This window comes from Pseudomonas sp. NLJ1 (assembly GCF_049486705.1).
Lineage (GTDB): Bacteria > Pseudomonadota > Gammaproteobacteria > Pseudomonadales > Pseudomonadaceae > Aquipseudomonas > Aquipseudomonas inefficax.
The window spans coordinates 3,485,001-3,501,348 of sequence record NZ_CP137735.1; the positions used below are offsets into that span (position 1 = coordinate 3,485,001).

14 protein-coding genes and 2 rRNA genes (1 of these 16 running past the window's edge) are annotated in these 16,348 nt (G+C 61.2%); 14 read left to right on the forward strand and 2 right to left on the reverse strand.

What is annotated here, in order from left to right; translation table 11 throughout:
• From R9B85_RS15715 to R9B85_RS15735, 5 genes are all read left to right on the forward strand, one after another.
• Positions 1-2,065, forward strand: a 23S ribosomal RNA gene (locus R9B85_RS15715) (it extends 827 nt beyond the left edge of the window).
• Positions 2,066-2,209: 144 nt separating this feature from the next.
• A 5S ribosomal RNA gene (gene rrf, locus R9B85_RS15720) occupies positions 2,210-2,325 on the forward strand.
• A 303-nt stretch (positions 2,326-2,628) separates the two neighbouring features.
• Positions 2,629-3,288 carry a paraquat-inducible protein A gene (locus R9B85_RS15725; RefSeq protein WP_112251876.1) on the forward strand — a complete coding sequence of 220 codons (660 nt, stop codon included), beginning with the start codon at positions 2,629-2,631 and terminating at the stop codon, positions 3,286-3,288.
• A complete protein-coding gene (locus tag R9B85_RS15730) occupies positions 3,275-3,898 on the forward strand; it encodes a paraquat-inducible protein A (RefSeq protein ID WP_015268842.1) in 624 nt (207 codons plus the stop codon). The genes R9B85_RS15725 and R9B85_RS15730 overlap by 14 nt, the downstream gene beginning before the upstream one ends.
• Positions 3,891-6,191 carry a PqiB family protein gene (locus R9B85_RS15735; RefSeq protein ID WP_112251877.1) on the forward strand — a complete coding sequence of 767 codons (2,301 nt, stop codon included), beginning with the start codon at positions 3,891-3,893 and terminating at the stop codon, positions 6,189-6,191. Before R9B85_RS15730 ends, R9B85_RS15735 begins: the two co-directional genes overlap by 8 nt.
• Before the next feature lie 245 nt (positions 6,192-6,436).
• Here the strand turns inward: R9B85_RS15735 and rpsT are convergent, their stop codons facing one another.
• Positions 6,437-6,715 carry a 30S ribosomal protein S20 gene (rpsT, locus tag R9B85_RS15740; protein WP_003247625.1) on the reverse strand — a complete coding sequence of 93 codons (279 nt, stop codon included), beginning with the start codon at positions 6,713-6,715 and terminating at the stop codon, positions 6,437-6,439.
• Positions 6,716-6,965: 250 nt separating this feature from the next.
• Here rpsT and murJ point away from each other — a divergent pair, with 250 nt between their 5' ends.
• The 6 genes from murJ (at position 6,966) to ispH (ending at position 14,301) form a co-directional block, all read left to right on the forward strand.
• Positions 6,966-8,504, forward strand: a complete 1,539-nt coding sequence (murJ, locus tag R9B85_RS15745; protein WP_112251878.1) for a murein biosynthesis integral membrane protein MurJ — start codon at positions 6,966-6,968, stop codon at positions 8,502-8,504.
• A 118-nt stretch (positions 8,505-8,622) separates the two neighbouring features.
• Positions 8,623-9,573, forward strand: a complete 951-nt coding sequence (gene ribF, locus R9B85_RS15750) for a bifunctional riboflavin kinase/FAD synthetase (protein WP_112251879.1) — start codon at positions 8,623-8,625, stop codon at positions 9,571-9,573.
• Positions 9,570-12,401 (forward strand): isoleucine--tRNA ligase, encoded by a 2,832-nt coding sequence (ileS, locus tag R9B85_RS15755; protein ID WP_112251880.1) that lies wholly within the window; start codon positions 9,570-9,572, stop codon positions 12,399-12,401. The genes ribF and ileS overlap by 4 nt, the downstream gene beginning before the upstream one ends.
• Positions 12,394-12,909 carry a signal peptidase II gene (gene lspA, locus R9B85_RS15760; protein ID WP_112251881.1) on the forward strand — a complete coding sequence of 172 codons (516 nt, stop codon included), beginning with the start codon at positions 12,394-12,396 and terminating at the stop codon, positions 12,907-12,909. The genes ileS and lspA overlap by 8 nt, the downstream gene beginning before the upstream one ends.
• Positions 12,902-13,339, forward strand: a complete 438-nt coding sequence (gene fkpB, locus R9B85_RS15765; RefSeq protein ID WP_003258215.1) for an FKBP-type peptidyl-prolyl cis-trans isomerase — start codon at positions 12,902-12,904, stop codon at positions 13,337-13,339. The genes lspA and fkpB overlap by 8 nt, the downstream gene beginning before the upstream one ends.
• 14 nt (positions 13,340-13,353) lie before the next feature.
• Positions 13,354-14,301: a 4-hydroxy-3-methylbut-2-enyl diphosphate reductase gene (gene ispH / locus R9B85_RS15770; RefSeq protein WP_215520195.1), complete on the forward strand. Its 948-nt coding sequence runs from the start codon at positions 13,354-13,356 to the stop codon at positions 14,299-14,301.
• 136 nt (positions 14,302-14,437) lie between these two features.
• Here the strand turns inward: ispH and R9B85_RS15775 are convergent, their stop codons facing one another.
• Entirely contained in the window at positions 14,438-14,953 is a 516-nt protein-coding gene (locus tag R9B85_RS15775; protein ID WP_112251884.1) for a GspH/FimT family pseudopilin, read from the reverse strand.
• A 109-nt stretch (positions 14,954-15,062) separates the two neighbouring features.
• Between R9B85_RS15775 and R9B85_RS15780 the strand changes: the two genes are divergently transcribed.
• From R9B85_RS15780 to R9B85_RS15790, 3 genes are read left to right on the forward strand one after another with little or no spacing between them, the layout of a single operon-like run.
• A complete protein-coding gene (locus R9B85_RS15780; protein ID WP_112251885.1) occupies positions 15,063-15,245 on the forward strand; it encodes a prepilin-type N-terminal cleavage/methylation domain-containing protein in 183 nt (60 codons plus the stop codon).
• The gene (locus tag R9B85_RS15785; RefSeq protein WP_112251886.1) at positions 15,242-15,886 is read left to right on the forward strand and encodes a PilW family protein; all 645 of its coding nucleotides are present in this window, start codon (positions 15,242-15,244) and stop codon (positions 15,884-15,886) included. The genes R9B85_RS15780 and R9B85_RS15785 overlap by 4 nt, the downstream gene beginning before the upstream one ends.
• Entirely contained in the window at positions 15,883-16,347 is a 465-nt protein-coding gene (locus R9B85_RS15790; RefSeq protein WP_112251887.1) for a hypothetical protein, read from the forward strand. The genes R9B85_RS15785 and R9B85_RS15790 overlap by 4 nt, the downstream gene beginning before the upstream one ends.
• Position 16,348: the final 1 nt, after the last annotated feature.

The window sequence follows — 16,348 nt, forward strand, 5'->3', positions numbered from 1 at the left end:
CCTCATGTATCACTGTAGGGGGTAGAGCACTGTTTCGGCTAGGGGGTCATCCCGACTTACCAAACCGATGCAAACTCCGAATACCTACAAGTGCCGAGCATGGGAGACACACGGCGGGTGCTAACGTCCGTCGTGAAAAGGGAAACAACCCAGACCGTCAGCTAAGGTCCCAAAGTCATGGTTAAGTGGGAAACGATGTGGGAAGGCTTAGACAGCTAGGAGGTTGGCTTAGAAGCAGCCACCCTTTAAAGAAAGCGTAATAGCTCACTAGTCGAGTCGGCCTGCGCGGAAGATGTAACGGGGCTCAAACCATGCACCGAAGCTACGGGTGTCATCTTTGATGACGCGGTAGAGGAGCGTTCTGTAAGCCTGTGAAGGTGAGTTGAGAAGCTTGCTGGAGGTATCAGAAGTGCGAATGCTGACATGAGTAACGACAATGCGAGTGAAAAACTCGCACGCCGAAAGACCAAGGTTTCCTGCGCAACGTTAATCGACGCAGGGTTAGTCGGTCCCTAAGGCGAGGCTGAAAAGCGTAGTCGATGGAAAACAGGTTAATATTCCTGTACTTCCAGTTATTGCGATGGAGGGACGGAGAAGGTTAGGCCAGCCTGGCGTTGGTTGTCCAGGTTTAAGGTGGTAGGCTGAAATCTTAGGCAAATCCGGGATTTCAAGGCCGAGAGCTGATGACGAGTTGCCTTTAGGCGACGAAGTGGTTGATACCATGCTTCCAAGAAAAGCTCCTAAGCTTCAGATAACTGGGAACCGTACCCCAAACCGACACAGGTGGTTAGGTAGAGAATACCAAGGCGCTTGAGAGAACTCGGGTGAAGGAACTAGGCAAAATGGCACCGTAACTTCGGGAGAAGGTGCGCCGGCGAGGGTGAAGGACTTGCTTCGTAAGCCCATGCCGGTCGAAGATACCAGGCCGCTGCGACTGTTTATTAAAAACACAGCACTCTGCAAACACGAAAGTGGACGTATAGGGTGTGACGCCTGCCCGGTGCCGGAAGGTTAATTGATGGGGTTAGCGCAAGCGAAGCTCTTGATCGAAGCCCCGGTAAACGGCGGCCGTAACTATAACGGTCCTAAGGTAGCGAAATTCCTTGTCGGGTAAGTTCCGACCTGCACGAATGGCGTAACGATGGCGGCGCTGTCTCCACCCGAGACTCAGTGAAATTGAAATCGCTGTGAAGATGCAGTGTATCCGCGGCTAGACGGAAAGACCCCGTGAACCTTTACTATAGCTTTGCACTGGACTTTGAATTTGCTTGTGTAGGATAGGTGGGAGGCTTTGAAGTGGGGACGCCAGTTCTCATGGAGCCATCCTTGAAATACCACCCTGGCAACTTTGAGGTTCTAACTCAGGTCCGTTATCCGGATCGAGGACAGTGTATGGTGGGTAGTTTGACTGGGGCGGTCTCCTCCCAAAGAGTAACGGAGGAGTACGAAGGTGCGCTCAGACCGGTCGGAAATCGGTCGTAGAGTATAAAGGCAAAAGCGCGCTTGACTGCGAGACAAACACGTCGAGCAGGTACGAAAGTAGGTCTTAGTGATCCGGTGGTTCTGTATGGAAGGGCCATCGCTCAACGGATAAAAGGTACTCCGGGGATAACAGGCTGATACCGCCCAAGAGTTCATATCGACGGCGGTGTTTGGCACCTCGATGTCGGCTCATCACATCCTGGGGCTGAAGCCGGTCCCAAGGGTATGGCTGTTCGCCATTTAAAGTGGTACGCGAGCTGGGTTTAGAACGTCGTGAGACAGTTCGGTCCCTATCTGCCGTGGACGTTTGAGATTTGAGAGGGGCTGCTCCTAGTACGAGAGGACCGGAGTGGACGAACCTCTGGTGTTCCGGTTGTCACGCCAGTGGCATTGCCGGGTAGCTATGTTCGGAAGAGATAACCGCTGAAAGCATCTAAGCGGGAAACTTGCCTCAAGATGAGATCTCACTGGGATCTTGAATCCCCTAAAGGGCCGTCGAAGACTACGACGTTGATAGGTTGGGTGTGTAAGCGCTGTGAGGCGTTGAGCTAACCAATACTAATTGCCCGTGAGGCTTGACCATATAACACCCAAGCAATTTGCTGACGCAGATTGCGGTGGTGAAGACGAAACGAACCGAAAGTTCGCACTGCTCACAAAAGCACCACAAATATCGCATATCCGAATTCGCTGGGCTGTCCATCTGGACATTCTGGCAACAGAATTTCTTGACGACCATAGAGCATTGGAACCACCTGATCCCATCCCGAACTCAGCAGTGAAACGATGCATCGCCGATGGTAGTGTGGGGTTTCCCCATGTGAGAGTAGGTCATCGTCAAGATTCATTTCGCAAAACCCCTATCTGCGCGTGCAGGTAGGGGTTTTGTCTTTCTGGCGCAAAAACTTCCAGGCATACGCGGCCCCTGTAGGAGCGGCCTTGTGTCGCGATCGGGCGCGCAGCGGCCGCCAAACCTGCCTCCTCGATCTCCCAGGTAAACCGCGTCGCCCGGATTGCGGCCGCTGCGCGCCCGGTCGCGACACAAGGCCGCTCCTACAAAGATCGCGCAGGCCCGCTGTTATGTCGCCTCCCACAATTCGAGCCAGAACACTAGAATAGGCCCACGCACCTATTCAGAAGCGCTATATGCCCAAACCTGTCGAACCTGAAACCTTGGCCCAGTTGCCGCTGGACGAGCTTGTCGCCTGCCATGAATGCGACCTGCTGCTGCGCAAGCCCATGCTCCAGCATGACGAGAAGGCCCAATGCCCACGCTGTGGCTATGAGCTCTACGCTCATCGGCACAATGTGGTCAACCGCAGCCTGGCTCTGGTACTTACTGCCTTGCTACTGTTTGTGCCTGCCAATTTCCTGCCGATCATGCAGCTGCACCTGCTGGGCCAGACATCGGACGATACCGTCTGGAGCGGCGTGCTGGGTCTGTACAACTCGGGAATGCGCGGCGTGGCCGTGGTAGTGTTCCTGTGCAGCATGGCCATCCCTCTGGCAAAACTGCTCTGTCAGCTGCTGGTGCTCTTGAGTATCCGCCTGAACGTGGGGCGTAGTTTCGGCCTGCTGTTCTATCGCATCTATCACCACTTGCGTGACTGGGGCATGCTCGAGGTCTATTTCATGGGCGTGCTGGTGGCCATCGTCAAGCTGGTGGACCTGGCCGAACTGACCGTGGGGCTGGGGCTGTTCTGCTTCATCAGCCTGTTGTTGATCCAGGTGTGGCTCGAGGTGGTGATGTCACCGCACCAGATCTGGAGTGCACTATCAGGAGAGGACCTGCATGCGGGCGATTGATGCAGGCATTCTCGTCTGCAATGAATGTCACGAGCTGAACAGGCAACAGCCAGACAGCACTTCACAGACCTGTACGCGCTGCGGCGCCATAGTGCATGCCCGTCGGCCGAACAGCATCGCACGCACTTGGGCGCTGCTGATTGCTGCGTCGATCCTGTACATCCCGGCCAACATGCTACCGATCATGACCGTGAGTACCTTGGGCCAAGGCAGCCCCGACACGATCATGTCCGGCGTCATCACCTTGCTCAAGCATGGCATGGTGCCCATTGCTGCCGTGGTGTTCATTGCCAGTATCCTGGTGCCCACGTTCAAGCTGGTGGGCATCGGCTTGCTGTTGTACTCCGTTCAGCGTCGCCAGCCGCTTTCGGCGCGGCAACGGATATTGATGTACCGCTTCATCGAATTCATTGGACGCTGGTCCATGCTCGATATCTTCGTTATCGCCATCCTGGTGGCGGTGGTGAATTTCGGCCGAATAGCCAGTGTCGAAGCCAACCTGGGCGCTGTCGCCTTTGCAACTGTGGTGATCCTGACAATGCTTGCCGCTTTAACTTTCGATCCCCGACTGATTTGGGATAACACGGAGTCGGATGACGACCATGAGTGACCTGCCAACGGCTAAAACCCGCCCAGCCTCGAACTGGTCGGCCATCTGGATCCTGCCTTTGATCGCCTTGATGATCGGTGGCTGGCTTGCGTGGCAGGCTTACCGTGATGCCGGGGTGGAAATTGAAGTCCGCTTCGAGTCGGGCGAGGGTATCGTCGCCAACAAGACCGAGGTGATCTACAAGGGCATGCCGGTTGGCAAGGTCAAAAGCCTGGTGCTAGACGCCAAGGGTGAGAACCAGGGGGTGATCGCCACCATCGAGATGAACAAGGCTGCCGAGCCTCATCTGACCAAGGGTACGCGTTTCTGGCTGGTGAAGCCGAGTGTCAGCCTGGCGGGTATTTCCGGCCTGGAAACACTGGTATCAGGCAACTACATCGCCGTCAGCCCGGGGGAGGGGGAGCGCACCAAGCGTTTTACCGCCTTGAAGGTGGCGCCGCCACTGTCGGATACCGAGCCGGGCCTGCACCTTACCCTGAAGGCCGAGCGGCTGGGGTCGCTCAACCGTGACAGCCCGGTGTTCTACAAGCAGATCCAGGTTGGCCGGGTTAAAAGCTACCGCCTGTCCGAAGACCAGAGCACCGTCGAGATCAAAGTCTTCATCGAGCCGGCCTATGCCAGCCTGGTGCGCAAGCATACGCGTTTCTGGAATGCCAGCGGCGTCAGCATCGACGCCTCGCTCTCGGGCGTGAAAGTGCGTAGCGAATCGCTGTCGAGCATTGTTGCCGGTGGTATCGCCTTTGCCACACCGGAACACCGCAAGGACAGCCCACCCACCGACTCGAACCTGCCGTTCCGTCTGTATGAGGACTTCGATGCGGCCCAGGCAGGTATCCGGGTAAAGGTGAAATTGAGCGATTACGAGGGCCTGCAGGCGGGCCGTACACCGGTCATGTACAAGGGCATCCAGGTGGGCTCGCTGAAATCCCTGACAATGGCAGACAACCTGGCCAGTGCATCGGCCGAGCTTACGCTGGACCCGTTGGCCGAGGACTATCTGGTCGAGGGCACGCAGTTCTGGGTGGTCAAGCCATCGATTTCCCTGGCGGGTATCACCGGCCTGGAGGCGCTGGTAAAGGGTAACTACATCGCCATTCGCCCTGGTGACAAGGGGGCGCGGCCCGAGCGTGAGTTCGAAGCCCGTGCCAAGGCGCCGCCGCTCGACCTCAAGGCACCAGGCCTGCACATGGTGTTGTTCGCCGACACCCTGGGTTCGCTGGAAGTCGGTAGCCCGGTCATGTACCGCCAGGTGAAGGTGGGTAGCGTGCAGAGCTACCAGTTCGCCCGCAACAGCAACCGCATCCTGATCGGTGTGCATATCGAGAAGGAATACGAAAAACTGGTCAATGGTTCGTCGCGCTTCTGGAATGTCAGCGGTATCACCCTGACGGGCGGCCTGTCGGGCATCAAGATCAAGAGTGAATCACTGCAAACCCTGATGGCTGGTGGTATTGCGTTCGACACGCCACGGCCCGATGTGCCGCTCAAGCGCCACATCCCACGCTTCCGCCTGCATGACAGCCAGGAAGCGGTCAATCGCGCGGGTACGTTGATCACCATTCGCGTGGACCGTGCCGATGGCCTCAAGCCGGGCACGGCGATTCGCTTCCGCGGCCTGGATGTGGGCAGCATCGAGAGCGTCGACCTGACCGATGACTTGCAGGCGGTGCTGCTGCGGGCGCGCATTACCGAAGCGGCGGAGCGTATCGCCCGCGTTGGTACGCAGTTCTGGGTGGTCAAGCCAGCCTTTGGCCTGGTGCGCACGCAGAACCTCGACACGTTGGTGGGTGGGCAGTATCTGGAGGTGCAGCCGGCTGCCAAGGACCGTGGCCCGCAGCGCGATTTCATCGCCTTGGCCGACGCCCCGCAGGTGGCAGGGCCGGAGGTTGGTCTGCCTTTGACACTAAGCGCCCCGCGCCGTGGCTCGATCAAGCCGGGCGTGCCGGTAACCTACCGTGAGGTTGCGGTGGGCAAGGTGACGGGCTTCGAGTTGGGCCAGAGCGCTGACCGTGTACTGATCCACATCCTGATCGAGCCGCGCTATGCGGCCCTGGTGCGCAGCGGCAGCCGCTTCTGGAACAGCAGTGGCTTCGGTTTCGACTGGGGGCTGTTCAAGGGGGCTACGGTGCGTACCGAGTCGGTGGAGACCATGATCGACGGCGGTATCGCCTTTGCCACGCCGGATGGCGAGCAGATGGGCAACCCGGCACGGCCGCAGCAGACCTTTGCCTTGTTCGACAAGGCCGAGGATGAATGGCTGCAGTGGGCGCCGAAGATTCAGATAGCGAAGTAGCATATGGCAGGGCTACCAAACATGGCCCTGCTTTTTTTGTGTGGGAGCGGCCTTGTGTCGCGAAAGGGGCGCGCAGCGGCCCCCTTATCTCAGCGCAGATGCTGAAATTGCTGGGGGCCGCTTTGCGACCCTTTCGCGACACAAGGCCGCTCCCACAGAAGGCTGTTCCCGCAGAGGGGGCGCAAACACAAATCGCAGGCAACAAAAAGCCGACCCTAGGGTCGGCTTTTCGACTAGCACGTCGCTTAGGCAGCTGCAGCTTCTTTCAGCGCCTTGATGTGGCCATTCAGACGGCCTTTGTGACGAGCAGCCTTGTTCTTGTGGATGATGCCCTTGTCGGCCATACGGTCGATTACAGGTACAGCCAGAACGTAAGCGGCTTGCGCTTTTTCGGCGTCTTTTGCGTCGATGGCCTTGACTACATTCTTGATGTAGGTGCGGACCATGGAACGCAGGCTGGCGTTGTGGCTGCGACGCTTCTCAGCCTGTTTTGCACGTTTCTTGGCGGAAGGTGTGTTGGCCACCGTCGAGCTCCTCGAAAGACTTTAGGTAAATAGCAAACAAAATAGGCCGCGAATCATGCCGATCAGTCGAACGGATGTCAAGGCCACCTGCAAGGTTCCGCCGAGCGGTGCGCCAACAAGAGGGAAATATTCCTTTCTGCTGCGCGACCTGTAAACTCGGGATTTTTTGGCTCCCCTGCGAAGGCGCGGGAGTATCGCACATTCGGACGCTGTCTGGCAGCGTCCTCTGCCCTTGGCGTGAATCTTTTCGATGAACCTGCTCAAATCCCTGGCTGCGGTAAGCTCGATCACCATGATTTCGCGGGTGCTGGGCTTTGTCCGCGACACCATCCTGGCGCGTGTATTCGGCGCCGGCATCGCCACCGATGCCTTCTTCATTGCCTTCAAACTGCCCAACCTGCTGCGGCGCATCTTCGCCGAGGGCGCGTTTTCCCAGGCCTTCGTGCCGATTCTGGCTGAATACAAGACCCAGCAAGGCGAGGAGGCGACCCGCACCTTCGTTGCCTATGTCAGCGGCCTGCTGACCCTGGTTCTGGCGCTGGTGACAGCCATCGGCATCCTGGCGGCGCCGTGGGTGGTGTGGGCGACTGCGCCAGGCTTTGTCGACAGTGCCGAAAAATACGAGCTGACCACCGCCCTGTTGCGGGTGACTTTTCCTTATATATTGCTGATCTCGCTGTCCTCCCTGGCCGGTGCGATCCTCAATACCTGGAACCGCTTCTCGGTGCCGGCCTTTACCCCGACCCTGCTGAACGTGGCGATGATCGCCTTCGCGGTGCTGCTCACGCCGTATTTCGACCCGCCGATCATGGCCTTGGCATGGGGCGTGCTGGCCGGTGGCCTGGCACAGTTGCTGTACCAGCTGCCAGCGCTGAAGAAGATCGGCATGCTCGTGCTGCCGCGCCTGAACCTGGGTGATGCTGGTGTGTGGCGGGTGCTCAAGCAGATGCTGCCGGCGATCCTCGGGGTGTCGGTGAGCCAGATCTCGCTGATCATCAACACCATTTTCGCCTCCTTCCTGGTAGCCGGCTCGGTGTCGTGGATGTACTACGCCGACCGCCTCATGGAGCTGCCTTCCGGCGTACTGGGCGTGGCCCTGGGCACCATACTGTTGCCGACCCTGGCCAAGACCTACGCCAACAAGGACCGCGAGGAGTACTCGCGGATCCTCGACTGGGGCCTGCGCCTGTGCTTCCTGCTGGTGCTGCCCTGCACCCTGGCCCTGGCCCTCCTCGCCGAGCCACTGACCGTGGCGCTGTTCCAGTACGGCAAGTTCACCGCGACCGATGCGGCCATGACCCAGCGGGCGCTGATTGCCTATTCCGTAGGCTTGCTGGCAATCATCCTGGTCAAGGTACTGGCACCCGGCTTCTATGCGCAGCAGAATATCCGTACACCGGTGAAGATCGCGGTATTCACGCTGGTCTGCACCCAACTGTTCAACCTGGCCCTGATCGGCCCGCTGGCGCATGCCGGCCTGGCCCTGGCGATCAGCCTGGGGGCCTGCCTGAACGCCGGCTTGCTGTTCTGGAAGCTGCGCAGCAAGCAGCTGTTCCAGCCGCAGCCAGGCTGGGGGATGTTCCTGTTCAAGCTGGTGCTGGCGGTGGGGCTGATGTCGGCGGTGTTGCTGGCCGGCATGCATTATCTGCCGGCCTGGGAGCAGGGCAACATGCTCGAGCGCCTGGTGCGTTTGGGGGCTCTGGTTCTGGCGGGCGTCGTGACCTATTTCGGCTGCCTGTACCTGTGCGGCTTCCGCCCTCGGCATTTCGCTCGCAAGGCCTTGCACTGAGGCTTCGGGCGGGTCAGGCGTCGGTTTTTCGCATTCCACGCCGCCCTTGGGCGCTGCTGCCTGTCACCGGCGCCCGGGTGTGGTTATAATCGGCCACTTTATGAGCAAGAAGCGCGTTATGCAGCTGGTTCGAGGTCTTCACAACCTGCGCCCCGAGCACCGGGGCTGTGTCGCCACCATTGGCAACTTCGACGGGGTTCACCGCGGCCACCAGGCGATCCTGGCGCGCCTGCGCGAGCGCGGCCAGGCCTTGGGCCTGCCGACCTGCGTGGTAATCTTCGAACCGCAACCACGCGAGTACTTCGCCCCCGACACCGCGCCGGCCCGCCTGGCCCGCCTGCGCGACAAGATCGAACTGCTGGCGGGCGAGGGTATCGACCGGGTGCTGTGTCTGGCATTCAACCAGCGCCTGAGCAAGCTCGGTGCCGATGACTTCGTCAAGGCCATCCTGGTCGACGGCCTGGGTGTACGCCACCTCGAAGTGGGCGATGACTTCCGCTTCGGCTGCGACCGCGCCGGCGACTTCGCCTTCCTGGTCGAGGCCGGCAAGCAGTACGGCTTCACCGTCGAGGCCGCCAACACGGTGATCCAGGACGGCCTGCGTGTCAGCAGCACCGAAGTGCGCAAGGCCCTGTCCGAAGGCAACTTCGAGCTGGCCGAGCACCTGTTGGGCCGCCCGTACCGCATCAGCGGCCGCGTGCTGCATGGCCAGAAGCTGGCCCGCCAGCTCGGCACACCTACCGCCAACATCCAGCTCAAGCGCCGCCGCGTACCGCTGTCCGGGGTCTACCTGGCCAGCATCGAAATCGACGGCAAGGCCTGGCCGGGTGTCGGCAATATCGGCGTGCGCCCCACCGTTGCCGGTGACGGGCGCCCGCACCTGGAGATTCATCTGCTGGATTATGCCGGCGACCTGTATGGCCGGCGCCTGACGGTGGAGTTCCACCACAAGCTGCGTGAAGAGCAGCGTTTCGCCTCCCTGGAGGCGCTGAAGTCGGCGATCGATGCGGATATCGCCGCCGCACGTGCACATTGGCACGCTCAACCGTTAACGAAGAGCCTGAAATGACCGACTACAAAGCCACGCTTAACCTTCCGGACACCGCCTTCCCCATGAAGGCCGGCCTGCCTCAGCGCGAACCGCAGATCCTGCAGCGCTGGGACAGCATTGGCCTGTACCAGAAGCTGCGCGAAATTGGCAAGGATCGTCCCAAGTTCGTCCTGCACGACGGCCCGCCCTATGCCAACGGCAAGATTCACATCGGTCATGCGCTGAACAAGATCCTCAAGGACATGATCGTCCGTTCCAAGACCCTGGCCGGCTTCGATGCGCCGTACGTGCCGGGCTGGGACTGCCATGGCCTGCCGATCGAGCACAAGGTCGAGGTCACCCACGGCAAGCACCTGTCCGCCGACCGCACCCGCGAGCTGTGCCGCGAATATGCCGCCGAGCAGATCGAAGGGCAGAAGACCGAGTTCATCCGCCTGGGCGTGCTGGGTGACTGGGACAACCCGTACAAGACCATGAACTTCGCCAACGAGGCCGGTGAAATCCGCGCCCTGGCCGAAATGGTCAAGCAAGGCTTCGTGTTCAAGGGCCTGAAGCCGGTGAACTGGTGCTTCGATTGCGGTTCGGCCCTGGCCGAGGCCGAAGTCGAGTACGCCGACAAGAAATCGCAGACCATCGACGTTGCCTTCCCGGTAGCCGACGAGGCCAAGCTGGCCGCTGCCTTCGGCCTGGCTTCGCTGGCCAAGCCGGCCGCCATCGTGATCTGGACCACCACCCCGTGGACCATCCCGGCCAACCAGGCGCTGAACATCCACCCCGAGTTCAAGTACGCCCTGGTCGACACCGGCGAGCGCCTGCTGGTACTGGCCGAAGAGCTGGTCGAGTCGTGCCTCAAGCGCTACAGCCTGGAGGGCTCGGTCATCGCCACCGCCCAGGGTTCGGCGCTGGAACTGATCAACTTCCGCCACCCGTTCTACGACCGCCTGTCGCCAGTCTACCTGGCCGACTACGTCGAACTGGGCGCCGGTACCGGCGTGGTGCACTCCTCGCCAGCCTACGGTGAAGACGACTTCGTCACCTGCAAGCGCTACGGCATGGTCAACGACGATATCCTCACCCCGGTGCAGAGCAACGGCGTGTATGTCGACTCCCTGCCATTCTTCGGCGGTCAATTCATCTGGAAGGCCAACCCGGCCATCGTCGAGAAGCTGAGCGAAGTCGGTGCGCTGATGCACACCGAAACCATCAGCCACAGCTACATGCACTGCTGGCGCCACAAAACCCCGCTGATCTACCGCGCCACCGCGCAGTGGTTCGTGGGTATGGACAAGCAGCCGACCACCGGCGAGCCGCTGCGTGAGCGTGCACTGAAAGCCATCGAGGACACCAAGTTCGTCCCGGCCTGGGGCCAGGCGCGCCTGCATTCGATGATCGCCAACCGCCCGGACTGGTGCATCTCGCGTCAGCGCAACTGGGGCGTACCGATCCCATTCTTCCTGCACAAGCAGACCGGCGAGCTGCACCCGCGCACCGTCGAGCTGATGGAAGCAGTGGCCAAGCGCGTCGAACAGGAAGGCATCGAGGCCTGGTTCAAGCTGGACGCCGCCGAACTGCTGGGCGCTGAAGCCGAGCAGTACGACAAGATCACCGACACCCTCGATGTGTGGTTCGACTCGGGTACCACCCACTGGCATGTGTTGCGTGGCTCGCACGACATCGGCCACGCCACTGGCCCGCGTGCCGACCTGTACCTGGAAGGTTCCGACCAGCACCGCGGCTGGTTCCACTCGTCCTTGCTGACCGGTTGCGCCATCGATGGCCACGCGCCGTACCGCGAGCTGCTGACCCACGGCTTCACCGTGGACGAGAACGGCCGCAAGATGTCCAAGTCGCTGGGCAACACCATCGAGCCGGAGAAGGTCAACAACACCCTGGGTGCCGATATCCTCCGCCTTTGGGTCGCCGCTACCGACTATTCCGGTGAAATGGCTGTTTCCGAGCAGATCCTGCAGCGCAGCGCCGACGCCTACCGGCGTATCCGCAACACTGCACGCTTCTTGCTCTCCAACCTGTCCGGCTTCGACCCGGCCCGCGATCTGCTGGCCCCGGAGGACATGCTGGCGCTGGACCGCTGGGCCGTAGACCGTACCCTGCTGCTGCAGCGCGAGCTGGAAGAGCACTACAGCGAGTACCGTTTCTGGAACGTCTACTCCAAGGTGCACAACTTCTGCGTGCAGGAACTGGGCGGCTTCTACCTCGATATCATCAAGGACCGCCAGTACACCACCGGCGCCAACAGTGTCGCCCGCCGTTCCTGCCAGACCGCGCTGTACCACATCAGCGAGGCGCTGGTGCGCTGGATCGCGCCGATCCTGGCGTTCACCGCCGACGAGATCTGGCAGTACCTGCCAGGCGAGCGCAACGAGTCGGTAATGCTCAACGGCTGGTACCAAGGCCTGAGCGAGCTGCCAGAAGGCAGCGAACTGGACCGCGCCTACTGGGACCGCGTGATGGCCGTCAAGGCATCGGTCAACAAGGAACTGGAAAATCAGCGTACCGCCAAGGTCATCGGCGGCAACCTGCAAGCCGAAGTCACCTTGTACGCCGACGAAGGCCTGAGCGCCGACCTGGGCAAGCTGGGCGACGAACTGCGCTTTGTGCTGATCACCTCGGCTGCCAGTGTGGTGCCGTTCGTGCAGGCGCCGGCCGAAGCCGTGGCCACCGAAGTCGAAGGCCTCAAGCTGCAAGTGGTCAAGTCCGGCCACGCCAAGTGCGGCCGTTGCTGGCACTTCCGCGCCGACGTCGGCAGCCACCCGGAGCATCCGGAAATCTGCGGCCGTTGCGTCGACAACCTCAGCGGTTCCGGCGAGGTGCGCCACTATGCCTAACCCTGCAGCGGGGCGCTTCGGGCGCCTTGCATGGCTTTGGCTGAGCCTGGTGGTACTGGTCCTCGACCAGGCCACCAAGCTGTATTTCAACAACGCCCTGACCATGTACCAGCAGATCGTCGTCATCCCCGACTACTTCAGCTGGACCTTGGCCTACAACACCGGCGCGGCGTTCAGCTTCCTGGCGGACAGCTCCGGCTGGCAGCGCTGGCTGTTCGCCCTGATCGCCGTGGCGGTCAGTGCCGTGCTGGTGGTGTGGCTCAAGCGCCTGGGGCGCAACGAGACCTGGCTGGCCGTGGCGCTGGCGCTGGTGCTGGGTGGCGCGATCGGCAACTTGTACGATCGCGTCGTGCTCGGCCATGTGGTCGACTTCATCCTGGTGCACTGGCAGAACCGCCATTACTTCCCGGCCTTCAACCTGGCCGACAGCGCCATCACCGTCGGTGCGGTGATGCTGGCGCTGGATATGTTCAAGAGCAAGAAGTCCGAGGATCCGGTCCATGACTGACACCCGTATCGGCCAGAACACCGAAGTCACCCTGCACTTCGCGCTGCACCTGGAAAACGGCGACACCGTCGACAGCACGTTCGACAAGGCCCCGGCCACCTTCAAGGTTGGCGATGGCAACCTGCTGCCAGGTTTCGAGAACGCGCTGTTCGGCTTCAAAGGCGGTGACAAGCGTACCGTCGTGGTGGCCCCGGAGAACGCCTTCGGCCAGCCCAACCCGCAGAACGTGCAAGTCATGCCGCGGTCCCAGTTCGAGGGCATGGAGTTGTCCGAAGGGCTGTTGATCATCTTCAACGACGCCGCCAACACCGAGCTGCCAGGTGTTGTCAAAGCGTTCGATGACGACCAGGTGACCATCGACTTCAATCACCCATTGGCTGGCAAGACCCTGACCTTCGAGGTGGAGATCCTCGAGGTGAAGGCCCTGTAAGCCTGGAGCCGAGCATGCAAATCAAACTCGCCAACCCCCGCGGCTTCTGCGCAGGGGTCGACCGGGCGATCGAGATCGTCAACCGCGCGCTGGAAGTCTTCGGCCCGCCGATCTACGTGCGTCACGAAGTGGTGCACAACAAGTTCGTGGTGGAAGACCTGCGCAACCGTGGCGCCATCTTCGTCGAAGAGCTGGACCAGGTACCGGACGATGTCATCGTCATCTTCAGTGCCCACGGCGTTTCCCAGGCCGTGCGCCAGGAAGCCGCTGGCCGTGGCCTGAAAGTGTTCGATGCCACCTGCCCGCTGGTGACCAAGGTGCACATCGAAGTGGCCAAATACAGCCGCGACGGCCGTGAGTGCATCCTCATCGGTCACGAAGGGCACCCGGAAGTCGAAGGCACCATGGGCCAGTACGACGCCAGCAACGGTGGCGCCATCTACCTCGTCGAAGACGAGGAGGATGTTGCCAGCCTGCAGGTGAAGGACCCGGACCACTTGGCGTTCGTTACCCAGACCACGCTGTCGATGGACGACACCAGCCGCGTCATCGACGCCCTGCGTGCGCGTTTCCCGAACATTGGTGGCCCGCGCAAGGACGACATCTGCTACGCCACCCAGAATCGCCAGGACGCGGTCAAGCAACTGGCGGACGAGTGTGATGTGGTACTGGTGGTCGGCAGCCCGAACAGTTCCAACTCCAACCGCCTGCGCGAGCTGGCCGAGCGCATGGGCACCCCGGCTTACCTGATCGACGGTGCCGAGGACCTGCAGCGTGGCTGGTTCGACCAGACGGCGCGGATCGGCATCACCGCCGGTGCTTCTGCCCCTGAAGTGTTGGTGCGTGGCGTGATCGAACAGCTCAAGGCCTGGGGTGCCACCGGCGCTGAAGAACTGGATGGGCGGGAAGAGAACATCACCTTCTCCATGCCCAAGGAGCTGCGGGTTCGGTCGCTGATCTGACCGCGCTTTCGGGCGCGATCTCCCTGTAGGAGCGGCCTTGTGTCGCGAACGGGCTGCAAGGCAGCCCCAGGATTTCAGCGTTAGAGCTGGCATTGCCGGGGCCGCTTTGCGGCCCGTTCGCGACACAAGGCCGCTCCTACAGAGACTGCGTCGATCTGCTGGCGGAGCCTTTGCACCGGGAGTTTCTGGCCTCTCCCATTTCTACCCTGACCCTGCCAGTCTGTGCCATCACCACTCGATACTGGCTAGTTGGGGTCAAGCGCTCGCAAACCTCCATCGTTGAACCAAACCAGTTATTGTTCGCCCCCAGCGGAACCCCCTGCGCACTGAACTTCAGTTGCCCGCCGCCATTGCTGGTGATCGTCAGCGGCCGTGAAAGGCGCTGCTCGCGCAGCACCTGCTGGTTATGCTCCAGCATCACCCGCCAACCATTCCCCCAATCACCATCCAGCGCCTGCACCAGCACCGGCTGGCTCTGCAGCATGGCATGGCTGCGCGCACTGCGCAGCGCCTGCGCCAAGTCACGCGCAGCCGCCGCCCTGTGCAGGTCGTCGCTCAATCTGGCGTAGGCCGGCATGCCGAGCTGTGTCAGCAATATGGCCACCGCCAGGGCCGACAACATTTGTATCAGTGTTACACCTCGTTGCTTCACCGTGCATTCCTCCCTGGAAGTGCTTGGCTATAGCTTCACGGTCGTTGGACCGGCGGTCCAGTCGCCCGGGTTCAATGCAATTGCAGGAAAAGTCGCAGGAGGTGCAGGGATGCGCGCAATACAACGGGGCATGACGCTTCTGGAAGTGTTATTGGCGGTGGGCGTGGTGGCCGTGGGTATGTTCGCAGCAGCAGGCTTGCAACTGCGGGCATTGCAAGCTGCCGAGGACGCGCGCCGCGATGGGCAGGCGCTGATGGCGGCGCACAGTGAGCAGGAAAGGGGGCGGCCATGAGGCGCGGCCAGCGTGGTTTCGGCTTGCTTGAGGTGATGCTGGCGCTGACCATCGGGTTGCTGCTGTTGGCGGCCGCCAGCCAGCTCTTTACCTCGGCCCACCACGCATGGCGGCTGCAAAGCACGGCAGTACGCATGCAGGATGAGGCACGCCTGGCATTGCTGCGAATGGCCCAGGATATCCGCATGACCGGGATGTTCGGCTGCCTGCGACTTCGGCCACAGCACTTCAGCAGTTCCAGCGCAGAGCACGCATTTACCCGGCCGATGGAAGTCGAAGCATCCACCCTGAGCCTGGTCGTGACGGAGTTGCCTGGGCAAGCCGGGGCGCCGCTGTGGTTCCTGCACACGGACTGCACAAGCGAAGTGTCTGTGGATGACAAGTTGAAGGAGGGCTACCCACAGGTTTACCCCATCAGCAGATATGTCTACCAGCTCCAGGGCAATACGCTGAAATTCAAACGCAACAACAGCAACTTCCAGCCGCTGGTTGAGAATGTGCGGTCCATGCGTTTCCAGCGTGTGCAAGTGGCGCAAGGTGAGCGGGTGGATATTGCCCTGACGCTTTACGAACCCACGCTCGAACTCGAACAACGCCATGAACTGAGCGTGGCGATCCGCAATCCGGTGCCGGCCTCATGAGTGGTCAGCGTGGCATCGTCCTGTTGGTGGCCCTGGTCTTGAGCACGCTGCTGGGGTTGCTTGCGGCGTCCGCCCTGCGTGATGCGCTAGCGGCAACGCGGATGACTGGTTATCTGAGCGAAGGCCTGCTGGCGCTGGAGCAGGCCGAGGACACGTTGCTGGCAGGGGCAGGCGAGCTCGAACGGGCTCCTCCCGACCCTTGCAAAGTGTGCCCGCCACCAGTTCGACCGCACGATCTGAGCGGGCAGTGGCAGCGCACACGAACTGGCTACTTCCACTTGCAGAATCTGGGTACCAGCGATTACGCCGCGCATATGCCGGAAGGGCAGCAGGTCACCCTGTACCGAGTCACCGCCGTCAGCCTGCAAACCCAGTCACGGCATGTGCTGGAAGCGGTCTATGCCATGGACGGCGACACAACCCGGCGCATTGCCTGGCGGCAGAGATTGCGAGGAGACTGAC